We start from the raw sequence: 16,418 nt of genomic DNA, 5'->3' as shown, positions 1-16,418 counted from the left end.
TATCTCGGTTGTTGTCAAAGGCAGGACCGGATGGCTTCGGATAACGCGAAAGGATCGAGTCATCGCAGAGCGTTTCTGCCTATGCTCGTGTCCTATGCCGCGTCAGGCGGCAGCCTTGTCATCAGTTCCGCCGCACAGCTTCTGACCTTCGCCATCCTGGCCCGCTGGCTCGGCGTCCATGAGTTCAGCCTCTTCGTCGCCATCACCGCGATTTCGAACATCGCGGTCCATATGTGCGGGCTCGGTGCCATGGAATGCCTGGTTCGCCGCGTGGCGCGCGACCGGGCGATCTATCCGGACATGCTTGGCCACAACATCATCCTGACGGCCGCCAGCGGTGTGTTCCTGGTCCTGCTCGGGGCGGTGGCTCTGCCCTTCTTCTTCACGCTCTCCAGCGATCCGGCGACGAATGTCGCAGTGATCACCCTGATGCTCGTCACGAATATCATGCTGGTCCGCATCATCGTGCTGGCCGAGCAGATCTTCATCGCCCATTCCGATTTCGGCTCGGCCAACACGGTGGTGGTCAGCTTCGCCATCGCGCGGACGATCGCCGCCTGCCTTGCCTGCATCGTCTTCGGTGTTTCGACGCTCGCGACCTGGGTGCTGTGGCAGTTTGCCTGCCATGTACTGGTTGCGCTGGCATGCTGGCGCGCCATTCGCGGGCTGGGCCAGCCGAAATACCGGATCGTGCGCGAAGAGCTGCCGCTCGGGCTCTATTTCAGCATTCCCTTCATCCTGCGGGCGATCCGGCAGAACGCCGACCTGCTCGTGCTCAGCCTCGTCGCGACAGCGGAAATCGTGGCGAGCTACAGCGTGGCGCGACGGATGCTGGAAAGCAGCTATCTCTCGGTCGAGGCGCTCAATCGCCTGGTCTACCCGGGTTCGGCCAAGGCGACGGAGGCTGGCCTTCAGCACGCCCTGCCCCGCGTCAGGAAGGTTCTCATTGCAGCCACCGCGATCAGCATCGCGGCGGCGATCGCCGTCTTCGTGCTGGCGCCGGTCCTGCCCTATTTGTTCGGCAAGGACTATGTCTCGCTCGTCTCCTTCGTCAGGGCTCTCTGCTGGGTGGTGATACCGCTGGCGATGTGGTCCGTGGCGGTTGAGGCGCTCGGAGCGTCGGGCCACCAGCCGACCCGCGCCGCGGTCATGGGACTTGGCAGCGTCATTGGCGCTGCGGTTGCCGCCTGCGCGACCTGGTATGCCCCGCCCACCGGGACTTTCGTTTCATTCTACGTGATCGAGATCGCCATGGTGGCTGCGGCCTGGGGGGCACTCCTGCATGTCGTGAACAGGGACAGGGAGGAGGCGCGCAAGCAAGGTCTCTCTGCGGGGATCGCGCATGGACGCTGACCTGCAACAGAATCTGCAGTCATCCCGCCCGACCAATGGCGAGGAGAGCCCTCCGCGCGGTTGTGGCGTCCGCCCGATGACGAAGCGCGATATCCCAATCATCGCAAGACTGTTCAGCAAGACCTTCCGTAGCCACAAGAGCGAGGTCGCGCCGGATCTGGAAGGATATCTCGAGACGGTCTTCTTCGGCAGCCCGCATTACCGGCCGGAGCATGGCAGCATCGTCTATGACAGTGCTGCCGGCAACGTTGCCAGCGCCATCCTTGCCCTTCCCATGGAATTCACCGTCCATGGTCGTCCGATCATCGCCAAGGTTCTCTGCGCCTTCATGGCGGATGGGAAGGAGGGCGCGGCAGGAGCTGCGCGCCTTGCCCGGCAGATGCGCGCGGCCCGGCAGGATCTCTGCTTCTCCGACAATGCCTCGCCGGTCAGCGCCGATCACTGGGTTGCCGGAGGCGGTGTGGTTCTGCCGGTACAGAGCCTCGAATGGCAGCGCACGTTCCGGCCGCTTGCTGCCGGGGCGATCGCGTGGAGCCGCTACGTGCCGCTGTTGCGGTCCCCTGGCGTCCTGCGCCTTCTCGGCCTGTTCGATGGGCTGCTGCGCCGGGGAAGGCGCTCGCTGATCCCGGCCGCGGCGGCGGGCTGCCGGACGATCAGTGCCAGTCCGGACGAGTTCTTCCGCTGCGCCGGCCCGATGATGGAACGCTTTCCGATCCGGCCGGTCTGGTCAAAGCCCGAGTTCGACTGGCTCGTCGGCGTCGCCGCGCTGAACCAGGGCCTCGGCTCCCTGCAGTACAGGACCGTAATCGCCGAGGACGGCCGCGTGATCGGCGCCTTCCTCTTCTTCGGCAAGACGGGTCGGGAAGCCAACGTCCTGAACCTCCTATGCGCCGCGGGCCACGAGTTTGACGTCACCGGCCAGATGTTCGCGCATCTGGACGCAGAGGGCTATGCCCAGGCGAACGGGATGGCGCAGCCATTCCTGATGAACGCAATATCGCGGCAGCGCTGGCTGTCCTTCAAGCACCGCGGCTATTTCTGCCTTGTCACGCGCCATGCCGAGATCAAGGACGCCACGCTCCGCAACGAGATCTATTTCGGCGGCCTTGCATCGGAAAGCTGGAGCAGGCTGCTCACCGATTTCTGACGTCGTGGCGCTCGTATCGACACTGGAGGCCCGATTGGCCGTTTCGATCATCATCAAGACCCTGAACGAAGAGAAGCGCATCGCCGCGACGATCGAGAGCGCACTGGCGGCGCTTGGCGACCTGCAGGGCGAGGTGGTCATCGCCGATAGCGGCTCGTCCGACCGCACCGTCGAGATCGCGTCAGGCTACCCGGTCGTGATCGCCCAGATCGTCGCGCCGGCGCGCCCGAGTTGCGGGATCGGGCCGCAGCTCGGCTTCCAGCATTCCCGCCACGAGTACATCTGCCTGATCGACGGTGACATGCTGGTCGATGCCAGCTTCCTCGATGCTGCCATCCGTTTTCTCGTCGAGAACCCTGCCGTGGCCGGCGTGACCGGACATGTCGAGGAGATGCAGGTCTCCAATCTCGAATATGCGAGACGCGTGCAGCGCAATGGACCCGAGAACAGAACCGGCCCGATCGACCGGATGAATGGTGGCGGGCTCTACCGGCGCAGCGCGATCGAGCAGGCCGGCTATCTCTCGGACCGCAATCTGCATGGCCATGAGGAGATCGATCTCGGCATCCGCCTGCGGAGCCGCGGATGGAAACTGCATCGGCTCGACCGCCGCTTCGTCCAGCATTTCGGCCATACGCTCAATTCCTACAGGCTCCTGACGAGGCGCTGGAAGAACAAGTATCTGCACGGTGTCGGCGAATTGCTGCGCGCGTCGCTCGGCAAACCCTATTTCTTCCAGCTCCTGCGGGAACTCCCCGAGCTCAAGCTATGGAGCGCGGTCTATCTCTGGTGGGGGCTCTCCATCGCGATCCTGCTGTTCCTGCCCGACAAGGCGCTGGCTCTCGGGCTGGTCCTCGCCCTCTTTGCCGGCATCGTCGCGTTGATGAGCCTTCGCAAGGGTGGGCTCGGCATGGGGCTCTACACCGTTGTCGCCTGGTTCTTCCACGCCGCAGCGCTGCCTGTGGGCTTCCTTCGGCGGCGGCGCCCCCCTGCCGCGCCGATCGAGAGCCGCATCATCCATGAACCGGCGAGAACGGCCGCCTGACGGGCGCAGCCGAGCCACGAACACCTCAGGAAAGCTCCCTTCATGACCGACGACACTGTGGAGAAGACCGTTTCGCTCTGGGACCGGATCGTGCATTCCTCGTCGGAATATTTCCGCAGGAGGCGCGGCGGCTTGTTTCGGGAGACCATCCCCGAATTCACCTCGCTCAAGGTCTGCGACGTCGGCGGCTCCAGGCACTTCTGGGAAAAGCTCGACCCGGCCGACGTTCCCAAGGACCTGACGCTGGTCAACATCCGCGACGACGGCCAGGCGCGCTCGTTCACCGGCTCGTTCGGCGATGTGAAGGTCATCGTCTATGACGGAGACCGCCTTCCCTTCGAGGACAAGTCGTTCGACGTGGCGGTGTGCAACTCGGTGATCGAGCACGTGCCGCCGGCCAAACGAGCCAATCTCGTGCGCGAGATCAACCGCGTCTCGAACTACTACTTCATCCAGACGCCGGCCTTCGTCTTCCCCATCGAACCGCATTTCTTCTGCCCAGCCCTCCACTGGCTGCCGCGTCCGCTCGCCCGCAATGCCGTCAGGCTGTCGCCGTGGCGCTTCCTGTCCAAACCCTCCGAGGAGCACATCCGGGAGTATTTCGAGGAGATTCAGATCCTGACCTTGAAGGAGTTCCGCTCCTATGCGCCTGGGGCGAATCTGGTCCGGGAGAAGATCGCAGGCCTCACCAAATCCTACATCCTGCACGGCCCGTCGCGGCCCTGAAGGGCGCAGCGGGATCGTCCAGGGTTCGCCGGATAGGGATTGGTCGGCATGAAGAGACTGCTTTCCTCATTGGCTGCGGTGCTGGCGCTTACCGCCACCGCGCCTTGCGCCATCGCCGCCGACCAATGGCTGCCCGTTCGCGAAGTGTCGCTGGAGATCCGCCCCGGCAGCCCGCTCGACTTCTCCGCGCTCCTGCCCAGCCGGGCGATCGGGCCAAAGGGCTCGATCGGCGCGGGCCAGCGGGTGGTGGCGCGGCAGGACGGCCGTCTCGCCCTCGCCCAGGCGCCCGAAGAACCGGAACGCCTGTTCTGCGCCTCTCTGGCATGGAGCCCTGCCTCGGGCGGCTTCCCTGATCGCGCCGGGGCCGACCGCTACGCAGAGCAGCTCGCGCGCCACGGCTACAACATCGCCCGGCTAACCTTCCTTGACGCATCGCTGATGTCTGGCCGGGGCAAGGATTTCGATTTCGACCCCGACACGCTCGACCGCATCCATTATCTGCTCGCCGCGCTGAAGCGGAATGGCATCTACTGGATCATCGACGGAATGACCTCGTGGCGCGGCGCCTATGGCGGCCATGACGACCGCTGGGATCCAGCCGGCAACCTCAAGCTCGCGCTGCATCTCGACGCCGCAGCCTTCGCCCATTGGAAGACCTTCACCGAAAAATTCCTCGCACGGGTCAATCCCCATACCGGCATCGCGCCGATCCATGACGATGCGCTGGCGCTGGTCATCCTGGTCAATGAGAACGGCATCGAGTTCGAGGGCGTCGTGCAGGACCGGCCCGGCAAGCCACCGTATGACGCGATGCTCGCGGCCCCCTTCAATCGCTGGCTGGCGAAGCGCTATGCGTCGACGGCTGCTCTTTCGAGGGCCTGGGGCGGGCTCGGCTGGACCGAGCGACTGGAGAATGGCTCGATCGCACTGCCCGGCAACCGTTACGCAGATAGCGCGCGCATGCGCGACCTGCAGGCCTTCTTCATCGAGGTCGAGACCGAATCCGCCGCAAGGATGAGCCAGGCGCTACGCACGCTTGGCTACAAGGGCCTGATCAGCACCTACAATAACTGGCCGACGATCCAGACCGCCCTCAGCAGGCGTGGCCTCGAAGCCGTGACGATGAATACCTATCACGACTGGATCGGGGGCTATGCGCCCGGCAGCAAGCTGCTCCAGCAGAGCTCGGTCGGCGACGGAGCCAATGCGATGCGCATGATCGCGGCGGCGCGCTGGCTCGGAAAACCCTTCATCGTCAGCGAATACGATCACCTGTTCTGGAATCGCTATCGCTACGAGGGCGGGCTCGTCTTTCCGGCCTACGCCGCACTGCAGGGCTGGGACGTGCTCTGCCGGCACGCCCACGGCCCGATCATCCTCGCCTATGGCGAGCCGTATCCGCACAAGCGGGCCATGCTGCCCTACGCGATCGCACTCGACCCCGTGGCCCGCGCCGGCGAGACCCTCTCCGCACTCCTGTTCAGGCGCGGCGATGTCTCCACCTCCCGGATCAGGATCCCGTTCGCGGTTCGCGGCGAGGATGATCTCGGCCCGGACATGCAGGCCCGCGAGCCTGAGAATCTGACGGATCTGGCTCTGGTCGGGCGGATCGGATTGCAGGCTGCCGACCGCATCGGCGAACAGATCGCCGTTCTTCAGCCTCGCGACGCCAATCGCACGGCTGCGATCATCGACAGGCTGAAGAAGAGCGGCGCGCTCCCGCACGGAAATGCCACCGATATCGCGGCGGGGCTCTACCAGAGCGACACCGGCGAGATCGTCCTGAACCGCCCAAGCCGGCAGTTGCGCGTTTCGACGCCCGCGACGGAGGCCCTCGCCTTCTCCGCGCAGAGCCTGCCGGCCAGGCTGGGAACGATGAGCGTCGAAACCGCGGAGGGTGATGGCCTCGTCGCCCTGGCCTCGCTCGACAGGCCGGCCTCCCTCGCAAAGGGCAGCCGCTTCCTGCTGATCTTCGCCACCGATGCCCGCAACACCGGCATGACCTTCCGCGACCGGCAGGAGAAGGTCATCGAGGATTTCGGGCGGCTTCCGGTCCTGATCCGCAAAGGGCAGGTCGATCTGCGGATCAACAGGACGGCGCCGCGATGGCAGCTCTCACCTGTCTCTCTCGACGGAACGGTGAAACCGCCGATCACCCGTGGCGCAGGCCCGGTTTCCTTTCGCCTGTCGAACGATCTCCCGACCGGCCCGACGACTTATTTCCTGCTGGAGCTCCTGGAAAGCTGATGGCGCTGCCGAGCCCGCTGGCGCTCGATGCCGGCCCCCTCTCTGGTTCGAGAGTGGCGCCCGGACCTGAAACCGCTCTTCGCCGGGCTTAACTTAGCCGGCCACGACATCCTGACGCACCGGCCGTACAAGCACCGTCCGGTCCTCGCAACGGCAGGCTCGCGCGGTCCGTCGCTGCCCTTGCTCTTCACTGTTGTTTCGGGCAGGTTTCATGCTGTTGCAGACATGAATACTGGTTGAAATCGGCAGGAGAGCGTGAACGACACGCGCCCTGACGTCTGGAATGCCGTTCGGATCTGGGAGACTGGTGCCCCGCCCTATGGACAGAACACTTCAAGACGGCCTGATGATTCTTGAAGCCTTGGCCAAGAGCGATCAGCCGAGGAGCGTTCGTGATCTGGCGGAGCAGACCGAACTGGGCGAAAGCCACGTTCAAAGCGCTTTGGCCGTCTTTGAGCATGCGGGCTATCTCGCCCGCGAGCCCGACACAGGGCGGTGTGGGCTATCACTGAAATTGTGGGGGCTGGGGGTCGGCCTGTTCGCCCGACTTGAGCTGAAGCGGGAAGCGCAGCGCCACCTCTCCGAACTCGCCCTGCGCACGCGCGAAACCGTACACCTGTCGGTCCTCGCTGGGGCCGATGTGATCTATATCGATAAAATCGATAGCCCCGAGCCGCTTCATGCCAGCTCCGATGTTGGCGGCAAGGCTCCGGCCCACGCGGTTGCGATCGGAAAGGCGATTCTCGCGTTTCAACCCTCGCATGTCATCGAAGAGATTGGGCGAAATCTTCTCGCCTTCACGCCAAGGACCATCAATAGCCTTGAAGGGCTCGAGCCCGAACTGTCAGCGGTCCGCTCGCAAGGCTATGCCGTCAACCTCGGCGAATGGCGCGGCGCCGTCTATGGATTGGCGGCCCCGATCAGGCGCGCCGACGGCGTGGTCGAGGCTGCGGTTGGCGTATCGGGGCCATCGGCCCGGCTGACACCCGAGATGATCAAGCTCATGGCGGAGCAGGTCATGGAGGCCGCAGACGAGATATCGCGCGGGCTCGGCTATGCTGGGACCGGGCGGTAGCACCCTATACGCAGCGGACACTGTTCGAGCGAATCAGGCAGAAGGACCGCGACTGTCTGCCCGATCATGCCCGCCTCATGACGGCACGCCCTCGCCGAGCACTTCATCCGTGGTCACTCATTCCATAGGCCAATACCCCCGGCGGAGAGCCTCTACGTCCTGAGAAATGGGAGCTTCTGCTCGTACGAAGGGGCCGATCGCCTTTCGCGAGCACAAAGTGACGTCGTCTGAGTAGTCCACATGCGCCCTCGGTTGAATCGCTGCTCGCTGGCGCAAGTGCCGGCGATCCACTAACAAACAGCGCAGGCCACGCATTGGGAGCAGGATAGCCGGCGATGGCGGATTCGAATGTTTTCAGGCGTCGCGTGTATCACATCGGCGGCTACGATCATGCGCAGCCCGCGGTCGTGCATGGTCGCTTTGTCAGGGAAACGCGACGTTTTGAGCGTGCGTGGGCGGCCGCCGTGGTTTCGTCGGAGCCTACCAACAGCGATGACGTCTCGACCTGGCAAGTGCTCACGACCGGCCCCAACTGGCGGGTCGAAACCGAGTATTGCGCAATCAGATGGGACGATGTGGTGGAGGCCACGAACAGGCGCCCGATATGGTGGCGCATTCCTCAGGGCCTCCTCGCCTTCGTCGATTTTATCGTGGCCGGAGCGCTCTGGGGCTATCTGCGCGCCAGTTGGCGCTACGCGATGTTCTTCCTCTATCCATTCTTGATTCTGGCGATCATTGTTGCGTTTTCGCTTGCTGGCGGGGTGGCCCTGGCGCGAGCCACCGACTCCAGCGCGATTGGAGCACTGGCAGCAATCGGCGCCTTCCTCCTCTGGTTTCTCGCCGCCGATCGTTGGGTTTATCTGGGGCTTCTCTTTGACGACTGGATCTTTGCCCGCCAGTACATCCGGCGGGGCGATCCGATCCTCGAAGGGCGCCTGCGACGCGTTGCTGCCGATATTGTCGAGGCCAGGGGCAGCGGCTCGGTGGACGAGATTCTCGTCGTCGGACATAGCCTTGGAGCCGTGCTTGCGATCGATCTCATCGACCACGCCATCGAGCTCGGTCTCGAGGAGCAGGACGATCGTCCTCGCCTCACGTTTCTGTCCGTAGGATCGTCGACCCTCAAGATCGGGCTTCATCGCGCCGCCCGTCGTTTCCGCGCCGCGGTCGAGCGCGTGAGCGCCTGCCGCGCCGTGTTCTGGGCCGACTACCAGGCGCGCTCGGACGTGATGAATTTCTACCGGGCCGATCCTCTGCCGCTGATGGGTCTGGCCGCCACGGGCTCACCGATCATTCGCAGCGTCAGCATCAGGCGCATGATTGATCCGGCCCGCTATCCCCGCATTCGCAAGAACTGGTACCGGATGCATTGCCAGTTCGTCAGGGGCAATGATCGGCGCGCGCCGTATGATTATTTCATGTTCGTCTGCGGGCCGCTCTTTGCAGAACAACAGGTCAATGCCAAGGAAGGTGCCATGCAAGCACTCGATGCCGACGGTCGATTTCTCGTTTCCCCCTCCCCGGCCCTGACGGGCGATCACAGCACCGAGGTCGCCAAGCGATGACCCTGAGCATCGCCAAGGCGATCTACGCCCTGCTTGCCGTTGGCTGGTACATCATCCGCATTCCGCATGAGCGACGCGCCCGCCGGACCCCGGTTTCCCGGAGCGCTCGCGGGTTGCGGGAAATCATCCTGCTGAGCATTTCGTTCACGGGCCTTGGACTCTTGCCGTTCATCTATGTCGCGACCGGATTCCCGCGCTTTGCGAACTACCCGTTCCAGCCGGCTCTCGCCTGGCTCGGAGCCTTCGCCACGATCGCGGCGCTCATCCTGTTCCACCTCACGCACCGGGCTCTCGGCCGCAACTGGTCCGTGTCTCTGGATCTCCGCGAGAGCCATCGGCTCGTGACGGAGGGCGTGTACCGCTATGTCCGGCACCCCATGTATTCGGCGTTCTGGCTGTGGGCGATTGCCCAGGCTCTCCTGCTGCCCAACTTTATCGCCGGGCTGTCCGGCCTGGTCGGCTTTGGAACGTTGTACTTCTTCCGCGTCGGCCAGGAAGAGCGCCTGATGCTCGATGCGTTCGGTGCGGAATATGGCGACTACATGGCGCGGACCGGGCGCGTCATGCCAAGGTTCCACGCCTGAGGGCAAGGTCACAGTCTCGCGACCTGCGCGCGCAGAGGGCTCCGTCGCTCTGGCTCCCAAGAGGGTGAAGCGGCGGAGAACGCCGGATCTGCCCAGGCATTTTGCCGAGTACTCCGCAAGGGAACCACCTTTGCGATCGGCCCGGTCAACCGAGTGATGAAGGTCAGGTGACATACCGATGCGCTCGTCGCGCGTTGGTGGCGATATTATCGCTACCAGTACGCTGTGCGGCGAAGGATCCATGTCTATTCTGGCGGCGGGCTAAGAGTTCTCTAGCTTCGACTTTGCATGACTCGACTTCGCCTGGACGAAGAATGAACTCCAGCGGTTAAGGGCGTTGCTCGGGAACAATGAGCGAAGCATCGAGGACGCTAGAGCACCTTCGGACGGTTCAGCCCCCGGAAACCACGAACGTCTTCGCTCCAGCAAAACCCGGCCTTAGCCGATTGAAAGTGCTGAGGATATTTGGAATACTCGACGTTGTGCCGCACTGCCGCGATCCGGGGCAAGGAAGTGGGTTTGGTGTTGCGCATCCGCACTAGTAGCCGAACTTGTTTCAGTCATAGTTGCAATGTTCTCAACGAGGGCGAATCAATGAAAAAGCTTATGATCTTGGCTGTATCCGTTGCGTTGGTGGGCGTTGGTGGCTGCACCACTTATGGTATTGGCAAGGGCAAGGGGAAGGCTCCCCCTCCAGTTGCTTCTCCGATCGTTACGAAGGGCTGACGCTCGATATTCTGAAAACGGCCGGAACAATCCGGCCGTTTTCTTCATTTGATTAGAAACTCTTCCGGGAGTTTGATGACACGGCTACTGCTGTTGTCGTGCCTATCGCCGAGGCTGTTCTTCTTCCGGAAACCGGAGCTCTGCGATGCGGAACAAATCAAACAATCTGGCGCGCGCCAGCATTCTCTTTGCTTGTGCTGCTGCCATTTCTTTGCCTCTCTGGCTGGCTCCTGCCAGTGCCCAGGAGGATCGCTACCTGCCTCCTCCCGAGGCCAGCGATGAGGCTATCGCGCCCGACCCACGGGCGACCGGCTCGGTCGGCAGGACGACATCCCGGCACTCCCGACGGCAGGCTGACCAGCGAAGCGGTCAGTACTTCGTCGAGTTTCGGTCGCGCTATGCACTGAGCTACGGCCATACCTTTCTCGTCTATGGCCGGCTGAACGCACGGGGCGAAGTCGGCCAGGTTCGGGCAGATCAGGTTGCCGGCCTGCATCCGGCCGGCGAAGGCCCGCAGCTCTGGTCTGTCGGGCACGTCCTTCCCGTTCCAGCGGAGACAGGCCCCAGCGACGGCGACCTGGAGGATGAATACATCTCGGCGCGGTACCGGGTTCTGTTGACCGAAGCCCAGTATCAACGGGTAGCGGCCTATATCAGGCAGAAGCAGCGGAAGCCGACGGCTTGGCATGCCGTGCTCTATAACTGCAACAGATGGGTTGGCGAAGTTGCGCAGTACATGGGCCTGAAGGCCCCTGACAATACAATGCTCTACCCGGCTGAGTACATCGCCAGCCTGCGCGCGGTCAACGCCGGGCGCGCCAGAGACGACGCAATGCCGGCATCCCTTCAGCAGTAAGCCGCGAGGTCATCCCGCTGTTCATTCGCATATGCGCGACGAGCAGCGGGTGGCAACGCCGAAAAGCGCTGCGCGCGTGCCTGTCAGCGCAGGACGATAACCGGCGTACCGACGGCGACGCGGTCGAACAGATCGACGATGTCGTCATTGAACATGCGAAAGCAGCCATAGGACGCGAAGGTGCCTATGGAATCCGGCCTGTTAGTGCCGTGAATCGCGTACTGACCTCCGCCGGACAATGTGAGCGCGCGCGCTCCCATCGGATTTCGTGGGGAGCCTCCCGGGATGACGTCCGGCAGACTTGGGTTGTCCCGCTTGATCTCATCGGGAGGCGACCAGGCAGGCGCAACATGCTTACCCTCGACCTCGACCGCTCCGAGCCATTGCTTGGATGACTTCCCGACCGCTACCTTGTAGCGAATGGCGGTTCCGTCTCCCTGCACCAGGTAAAGCCGCCGTTCCTTTGTCTTGATGACGATGGCGCCTGGCGTCCCATCTCCCTTATATGTAACGGTTTCGCGAGCACTGACTGGGATTGCGACCATCATGGCCGCGAGTACGATGCATGTCCGGAGCACTGCCAAGCTTCCTGCACTCAGATCGTCTGCGTCGCGACGACTTCAACGATCGGTTCATACCAAGGTCTGGTTGATTATTAGTGCATGATTTGGGTTTACTCCAGAGGAAGTGTAACGCGCAGTTTTACGCACGCTCCCGGGAACCAATGAGGTCGGAGTGACGGGCTCTCACCCATGCGCGGCATGATGACAGTTAAGAGTGTCATGCCGGGGTGGACACGGTCGCATTCTACATTGTTTTCGATGCCAGGGCAGCGCCCCCGGCGGCGGAGCCAGGACGACGCCTTCCGCACCGTCGCAGCTTTGTGACTGCCCGCCAGCCAGTCACCGCACGCGGCGGCTCGGATACGGGGCCTCAGTGGTCTGCGCGGGGCACGAACTGCGCAGTAGGATATTCAGCGCGCCGGGACCGACTGCGAACAACGCCACGAGTGACTGCGGATCAGTTTGCCGGGTCGCGAGCCGCCATCGTTTGAACGCCCGCTGGCGGCACGGACGTGTGGGCGCCGGTAGCCGCGCCAACCCGCTGCTGCGTCGCTTTCGACACGAGCCGGGATCGGTTGAGGGCCGTGAAATCGCTGGCGCGATGGCTCTGGCTGGCGCGGCCCTCGAAGACCAGCACGTCCGCATGGGTCACGACGATATCGCCGCGCCGCAAGGTCGGGTCATCCAGATACCAGTATGGATCAACGGCCGGATCGAGTTTGACCACCGGCGCGGTCGGCTTGGACGCCACGAGTTTGCGCGGCTGCTGCCGCCGCTTGGGGTGGACGGTCACGCTCAGCGGCGCGGGTGGAACGAAATAGACTTGCGGGGGCGGCCGGGGTTGCCCGAACAGTGCGCGCGCCAGGTCATCCAGGAGACCGGCGGATTGGGCGGGCTGGGCCACAAGAAAGCTGGTCATGCCAATGATGAGCAGCCTACAGCTTCGCGCAAGTTTCATAGGCCCATCCTCGCGAACTGATCGCCTGGGCACGGTGCACCCCAAGCCTGCGACGACGGTTTCGACTCATTGCGCCGCGGGCCGGATTGCACCCAGGCCAACTCTCCCGCCCTTCGAAAGGGCTCATGGGCTGCGCCGCCGTGCAGCGCTCCCTGGCAACTCAGTCAATCTCCTATCTCATTCACGCATGCGCTTGTGTGATGCGTCTCACTCAAGCGGCGCTCAGCGCCTTTGCCACATCGGTCAGGGTGGCCTTCTCCGCCGCGCTGACCTGGGTTCCCCCAAACCCGATGAAGCCGCCTTCGCTCGAGGCCTCCGCCACCGTCTCTGCCACATGCGAGAGCCATGTCTTGAATGCAGGAGCTTCGGTCGGGGCCTTGGCGTCGACGATTTGCGCTACGCGCGTCAGCATTGCCAGAATGCTCTGCTTCGCATCTGCCGGGGTCTTTCCTGCCAGTTCGGCGCGAAGCGACTCGCGTGCCTCGCCGCGCCCTTCCGAGCTCTCCATGTCGGCAACAATGGCTTTCGCAAGCTCGCCCGCGTCCGCGTCGCTCCTGGCGCTCAGAAGCGCACGCCCGCTGGCCAGGCTCTCCTTGAACACGCCCCACAGCCCGTTAGGCTCGGCAAGCGTGACCGCCATGCCGGCCAATAGCGGGCTGCCCAGGATCAATTTCCATTCATCTGCTCCAAAGTTCGCCTTGATCGCCATCACGGCCTCCTGCGCTCGGCGCGCTATCGAAACATCACGAACGGCCTGCCTCGCGCTAGGCCCGCGCCAGCGCGTCGAGATTCGCCCGCACACCATCGATCGTCGGCTTGGCGATCTCGGCCACGCCGGGGATCGCCAGCACCTTGGTGAACAGGTCCTCCAGCGACGGCCTGACGGCGCCGATCAAGGCCGTCAGCGCGGAGCGGCTGCTGGCAGGCAGCTGACTGGCCACGCCGTTGACCTTGTCGAACTGGGCTGCCGCGCCCTGCAACCGTGGCAGCGCCGCCTTTGCTGAGGCCGCGTCCGTAACGCCCTTGAGCGCGCTTGCGAGCCCATCAATCGCCGTTTGAATCTCGGTCCCGACGTTTACGCCGCCGGCAGTCACGTTCTGCAGGGACTGCAGCGCTTGCGTTGCCACGGCGCCTGCCTGTCCAATAGCGGTTTGAGCCGGCAGCACCGGCTGAGTTGCCACAGGCCTGGGCTGTTCAACGACGACGGGCGCATGACGCCCGAAGAACCACCAGCCTACCGCAAGCACCGCAAGGATCGGCAAGGCCCATGTCAGCCACCCCGGCATTCCGCCGGTTCTCGCCTGTGCCGCCGCACGATCGGCCATGGCGCCGGTCGTGGACGCTGTCGACCTTGCAGTGTCCGCGACAGTGCTCGCGCCACTGCCGACAGCGCCGAGAAGGCCAGCTTTGCCAAGCATGTCAGCAAAGCCCGCGGGCAAGGCAGCCGAGATGTTCGCCTTCTGTGACGTCAACATCTGGGCGAGGCCTGACGCATCCAATCCCGCCGCCGACTTCTGTTGCCCCAGTGCTCCCATCACGGCCGGCGTCAAAAGGCCAAGCAACGAGGAGCTTGCCCCGCCGCCGAGGCCCGCGAATTTCGAGATCGCGCCAGCAAGTCCGGACATCGCCGAACCTCCGAGGAGCGAGGAGAGCATATTCGTACCGCTGTCGGCGACTGTCTTCTGGTCAGAGCCGCCGATCATGCTGGCGAGACTGTCAAGCATTCCCGGATTCTGCTGCGAAACCGTGTCGAACAATTTGCGTGATCCCTCCGGCGTGGATGCGACACCCGTAAGCGTCGCCAGCAAGCCGGGGACAGCGGCGTTGGTCGCCTTGCCAACCGAAGACTGGTCCACGCCCAATGATGCAGCCAGCTTGGACATCAGATCAGGCGACAGGAACTGCATGATGATTGATACGAGATTGATGCTCATGGCGGGTTACTCCGCTGAAGTAGACGCATGAACACGCCAATACGAGAAATTTCTGCAGGTTATATCGTCGTATAAGATTGAATTATTTCAATTTACTGTCGGAAATTTGGCCTCAAGCGAAGTATGGATACGGAATTGAGACCGATAAACGATCGTCACTACCGAGAAAAGGCACTGCGCCTGATCCCGGACGAGCAGCTCGGCAGGGATGTTATTACAGAATGAGGGTGCTCTTTTCTCTGATGAGAACTTACGGCACAAGTATCGCTCAAGCGTCATTCCAATCGGCAACAGGCACGCGGAATGGCAACTGCGCAGCAGTATCAGCGCTCGGCGAGATTACACCCTTGCAGGCTTGGCCGCAATTAAGAAGACCTGACTGCTCGCTGATCGGTTCGCAGCGGACCAGCGGCCAGCAGTGGGGCGAGTTCCCCCAGCGTTCATGAACGCATAACCTCGGGTGTCACTCCGGTCGTCGCGGAATGCGCCTCCACTTGAGTCAGTCACTGTGAGATGCGGCCACGTCCAACGGGCTAGACCCCTCGCAGCGGAGGCTCCCTTCGGCACCCGGATGAGACCGATCGGAATGAGTGCCGCACGAATGGCGTTCCCCTCACGCGCCGCCGAGAGGGCCCAGGTCGCGCGCGATCAGGCTATAGAGCGCCTGTGCCGCCGGGGTCAGCGTTTCCCCGTGCCGCCGGATCACGGAGACTGGCCGGTCGATGACGGGGTCCACCAGCGGGATCTGGGCGAGGTCCGGGCGCAGGTTCTCGACGATCGAGGCGACCAGGATCGCCACGCCCAGACCTTCGGACGCCAGCCCGATCGCGCTCGAGAAGTACTCGACGACGAACTTGGTCCTGACCTCGATGCCTGAGCGGGCGAGCTGGGCTTCCATGAGCAGCCTGTTGCCGCTGCTGCCGCCGAGCGTGATCAGGTCGAAATCCGCAAGTTCTGCCCAGGCTATGGCCGCTTTTCCGGCGAGCGGGTGGTCGGTGCGGCAATAGGCGACGAAGGGATCGCGAACCAGGACCTCGTTATGGAGGTCCGGCTGGTTCGGCGGCTGCACATGCAGGCCAAACTCCGCCTGGCGTCGGCGCACTGCTTCGATGACCAGGATGCTGGTCCGGTCGAGGATCTCGACGCGATTATGCGGATGCTGCACGGCATAGGTCCGCAGAATGCGCGGCAGGCGCCCATACATCAGCGACGGTACCGAGGCGATCGCGATGTCGCCTGTAGAAAAGCGCGAGATCGTCTTCAGCCGGTCGAAGGATCGGCCGACCTCGTCGACCATGCGCTTGGCCTCCGGCAGGAACTCCCGGCCGATGCTCGTCAGCGCCACCGTGCGGGTCGTGCGGTCCAGCAGCTTGAGGCCGACATGACTCTCGAGCCTTTGGATGCGGCGCGTCAGCCCGGTCTGGGTGACATGCAGCTTTTCGGCCGCCTTGTTGAAGCTGCCGAGCTCGGCGATCTGGATGAACGCCTCGACCCCGTCGATCGGATGTTTCATGCGGAAAGATCATCGATATATGTCATTATTTCAGCATACGAGTGGCTGCCCATCGGTCAATAGTGTTGGGGAAGGCGCGGCACCTGGCATCACCCGGGGACAGAAAGCGCCACGAGGAAACGCACC

At 63.5% G+C, this 16,418-nt stretch carries 14 protein-coding genes; 9 read left to right on the top strand and 5 right to left on the bottom strand.

Annotated features, from left to right (window positions below; genetic code table 11):
- Positions 1-30: 30 nt before the first annotated feature.
- The 9 genes from AC1DW9_RS20545 (at position 31) to AC1DW9_RS20505 (ending at position 11,324) form a co-directional block, all read left to right on the top strand.
- Complete coding sequence (locus AC1DW9_RS20545) at positions 31-1,353, top strand: lipopolysaccharide biosynthesis protein (RefSeq protein ID WP_441507057.1); 1,323 nt, start codon at positions 31-33, stop codon at positions 1,351-1,353.
- Positions 1,354-1,429: 76 nt separating this feature from the next.
- Positions 1,430-2,500 carry a GNAT family N-acetyltransferase gene (locus AC1DW9_RS20540; protein WP_441507056.1) on the top strand — a complete coding sequence of 357 codons (1,071 nt, stop codon included), beginning with the start codon at positions 1,430-1,432 and terminating at the stop codon, positions 2,498-2,500.
- Between the two features lie 34 nt (positions 2,501-2,534).
- Entirely contained in the window at positions 2,535-3,545 is a 1,011-nt protein-coding gene (locus AC1DW9_RS20535) for a glycosyltransferase family 2 protein (RefSeq protein WP_441507055.1), read from the top strand.
- A gap of 42 nt (positions 3,546-3,587) precedes the next feature.
- Complete coding sequence (locus AC1DW9_RS20530; protein ID WP_476776369.1) at positions 3,588-4,271, top strand: class I SAM-dependent methyltransferase; 684 nt, start codon at positions 3,588-3,590, stop codon at positions 4,269-4,271.
- A 48-nt stretch (positions 4,272-4,319) separates the two neighbouring features.
- Positions 4,320-6,518, top strand: coding sequence for a glycoside hydrolase (locus AC1DW9_RS20525; RefSeq protein WP_476776368.1), 2,199 nt, complete (start codon positions 4,320-4,322; stop codon positions 6,516-6,518).
- 346 nt (positions 6,519-6,864) lie between these two features.
- Complete coding sequence (locus AC1DW9_RS20520; protein ID WP_441507052.1) at positions 6,865-7,593, top strand: IclR family transcriptional regulator; 729 nt, start codon at positions 6,865-6,867, stop codon at positions 7,591-7,593.
- A 335-nt stretch (positions 7,594-7,928) separates the two neighbouring features.
- Entirely contained in the window at positions 7,929-9,158 is a 1,230-nt protein-coding gene (locus AC1DW9_RS20515) for a hypothetical protein (RefSeq protein ID WP_476776367.1), read from the top strand.
- Complete coding sequence (locus AC1DW9_RS20510; RefSeq protein ID WP_476776366.1) at positions 9,155-9,742, top strand: protein-S-isoprenylcysteine O-methyltransferase; 588 nt, start codon at positions 9,155-9,157, stop codon at positions 9,740-9,742. Before AC1DW9_RS20515 ends, AC1DW9_RS20510 begins: the two co-directional genes overlap by 4 nt.
- Positions 9,743-10,613: 871 nt before the next feature.
- Entirely contained in the window at positions 10,614-11,324 is a 711-nt protein-coding gene (locus AC1DW9_RS20505; RefSeq protein ID WP_476776365.1) for a hypothetical protein, read from the top strand.
- 83 nt (positions 11,325-11,407) lie between these two features.
- On the opposite strand, the gene AC1DW9_RS20500 is transcribed toward AC1DW9_RS20505, so the two are convergent.
- From AC1DW9_RS20500 to AC1DW9_RS20480, 5 genes are all read right to left on the bottom strand, one after another.
- Positions 11,408-11,872, bottom strand: coding sequence for a L,D-transpeptidase (locus AC1DW9_RS20500; RefSeq protein ID WP_441491071.1), 465 nt, complete (start codon positions 11,870-11,872; stop codon positions 11,408-11,410).
- A 472-nt stretch (positions 11,873-12,344) separates the two neighbouring features.
- The gene (locus tag AC1DW9_RS20495; RefSeq protein WP_441490907.1) at positions 12,345-12,845 is read right to left on the bottom strand and encodes a hypothetical protein; all 501 of its coding nucleotides are present in this window, start codon (positions 12,843-12,845) and stop codon (positions 12,345-12,347) included.
- Between the two features lie 211 nt (positions 12,846-13,056).
- A complete protein-coding gene (locus AC1DW9_RS20490; RefSeq protein WP_441490908.1) occupies positions 13,057-13,554 on the bottom strand; it encodes a hypothetical protein in 498 nt (165 codons plus the stop codon).
- Between the two features lie 55 nt (positions 13,555-13,609).
- A complete protein-coding gene (locus tag AC1DW9_RS20485) occupies positions 13,610-14,779 on the bottom strand; it encodes a DUF937 domain-containing protein (RefSeq protein WP_441490909.1) in 1,170 nt (389 codons plus the stop codon).
- A 613-nt stretch (positions 14,780-15,392) separates the two neighbouring features.
- Positions 15,393-16,292, bottom strand: coding sequence for a LysR family transcriptional regulator (locus AC1DW9_RS20480; RefSeq protein WP_441490910.1), 900 nt, complete (start codon positions 16,290-16,292; stop codon positions 15,393-15,395).
- Positions 16,293-16,418: the final 126 nt, after the last annotated feature.

This window comes from Allobosea sp. P4_E12 (genome assembly GCF_056401655.1).
Note: the sequence above shows the minus strand (reverse complement) of the source record. Positions and strands in the feature narration are given on the sequence as shown.

Coding starts and splice junctions, on each gene's coding strand:
- AC1DW9_RS20545 (WP_441507057.1), top strand. CDS start 31: ATGGCTTCGGATAACGCGAAAGGATCGAGTCATCGCAGAGCGTTTCTG.
- AC1DW9_RS20540 (WP_441507056.1), top strand. CDS start 1,430: ATGACGAAGCGCGATATCCCAATCATCGCAAGACTGTTCAGCAAGACC.
- AC1DW9_RS20530 (WP_476776369.1), top strand. CDS start 3,588: ATGACCGACGACACTGTGGAGAAGACCGTTTCGCTCTGGGACCGGATC.
- AC1DW9_RS20525 (WP_476776368.1), top strand. CDS start 4,320: ATGAAGAGACTGCTTTCCTCATTGGCTGCGGTGCTGGCGCTTACCGCC.
- AC1DW9_RS20520 (WP_441507052.1), top strand. CDS start 6,865: ATGATTCTTGAAGCCTTGGCCAAGAGCGATCAGCCGAGGAGCGTTCGT.
- AC1DW9_RS20515 (WP_476776367.1), top strand. CDS start 7,929: ATGGCGGATTCGAATGTTTTCAGGCGTCGCGTGTATCACATCGGCGGC.
- AC1DW9_RS20510 (WP_476776366.1), top strand. CDS start 9,155: ATGACCCTGAGCATCGCCAAGGCGATCTACGCCCTGCTTGCCGTTGGC.
- AC1DW9_RS20505 (WP_476776365.1), top strand. CDS start 10,614: ATGCGGAACAAATCAAACAATCTGGCGCGCGCCAGCATTCTCTTTGCT.
- AC1DW9_RS20500 (WP_441491071.1), bottom strand. CDS start 11,872: ATGATGGTCGCAATCCCAGTCAGTGCTCGCGAAACCGTTACATATAAG.
- AC1DW9_RS20495 (WP_441490907.1), bottom strand. CDS start 12,845: ATGAAACTTGCGCGAAGCTGTAGGCTGCTCATCATTGGCATGACCAGC.
- AC1DW9_RS20490 (WP_441490908.1), bottom strand. CDS start 13,554: ATGGCGATCAAGGCGAACTTTGGAGCAGATGAATGGAAATTGATCCTG.
- AC1DW9_RS20485 (WP_441490909.1), bottom strand. CDS start 14,779: ATGAGCATCAATCTCGTATCAATCATCATGCAGTTCCTGTCGCCTGAT.
- AC1DW9_RS20480 (WP_441490910.1), bottom strand. CDS start 16,292: ATGAAACATCCGATCGACGGGGTCGAGGCGTTCATCCAGATCGCCGAG.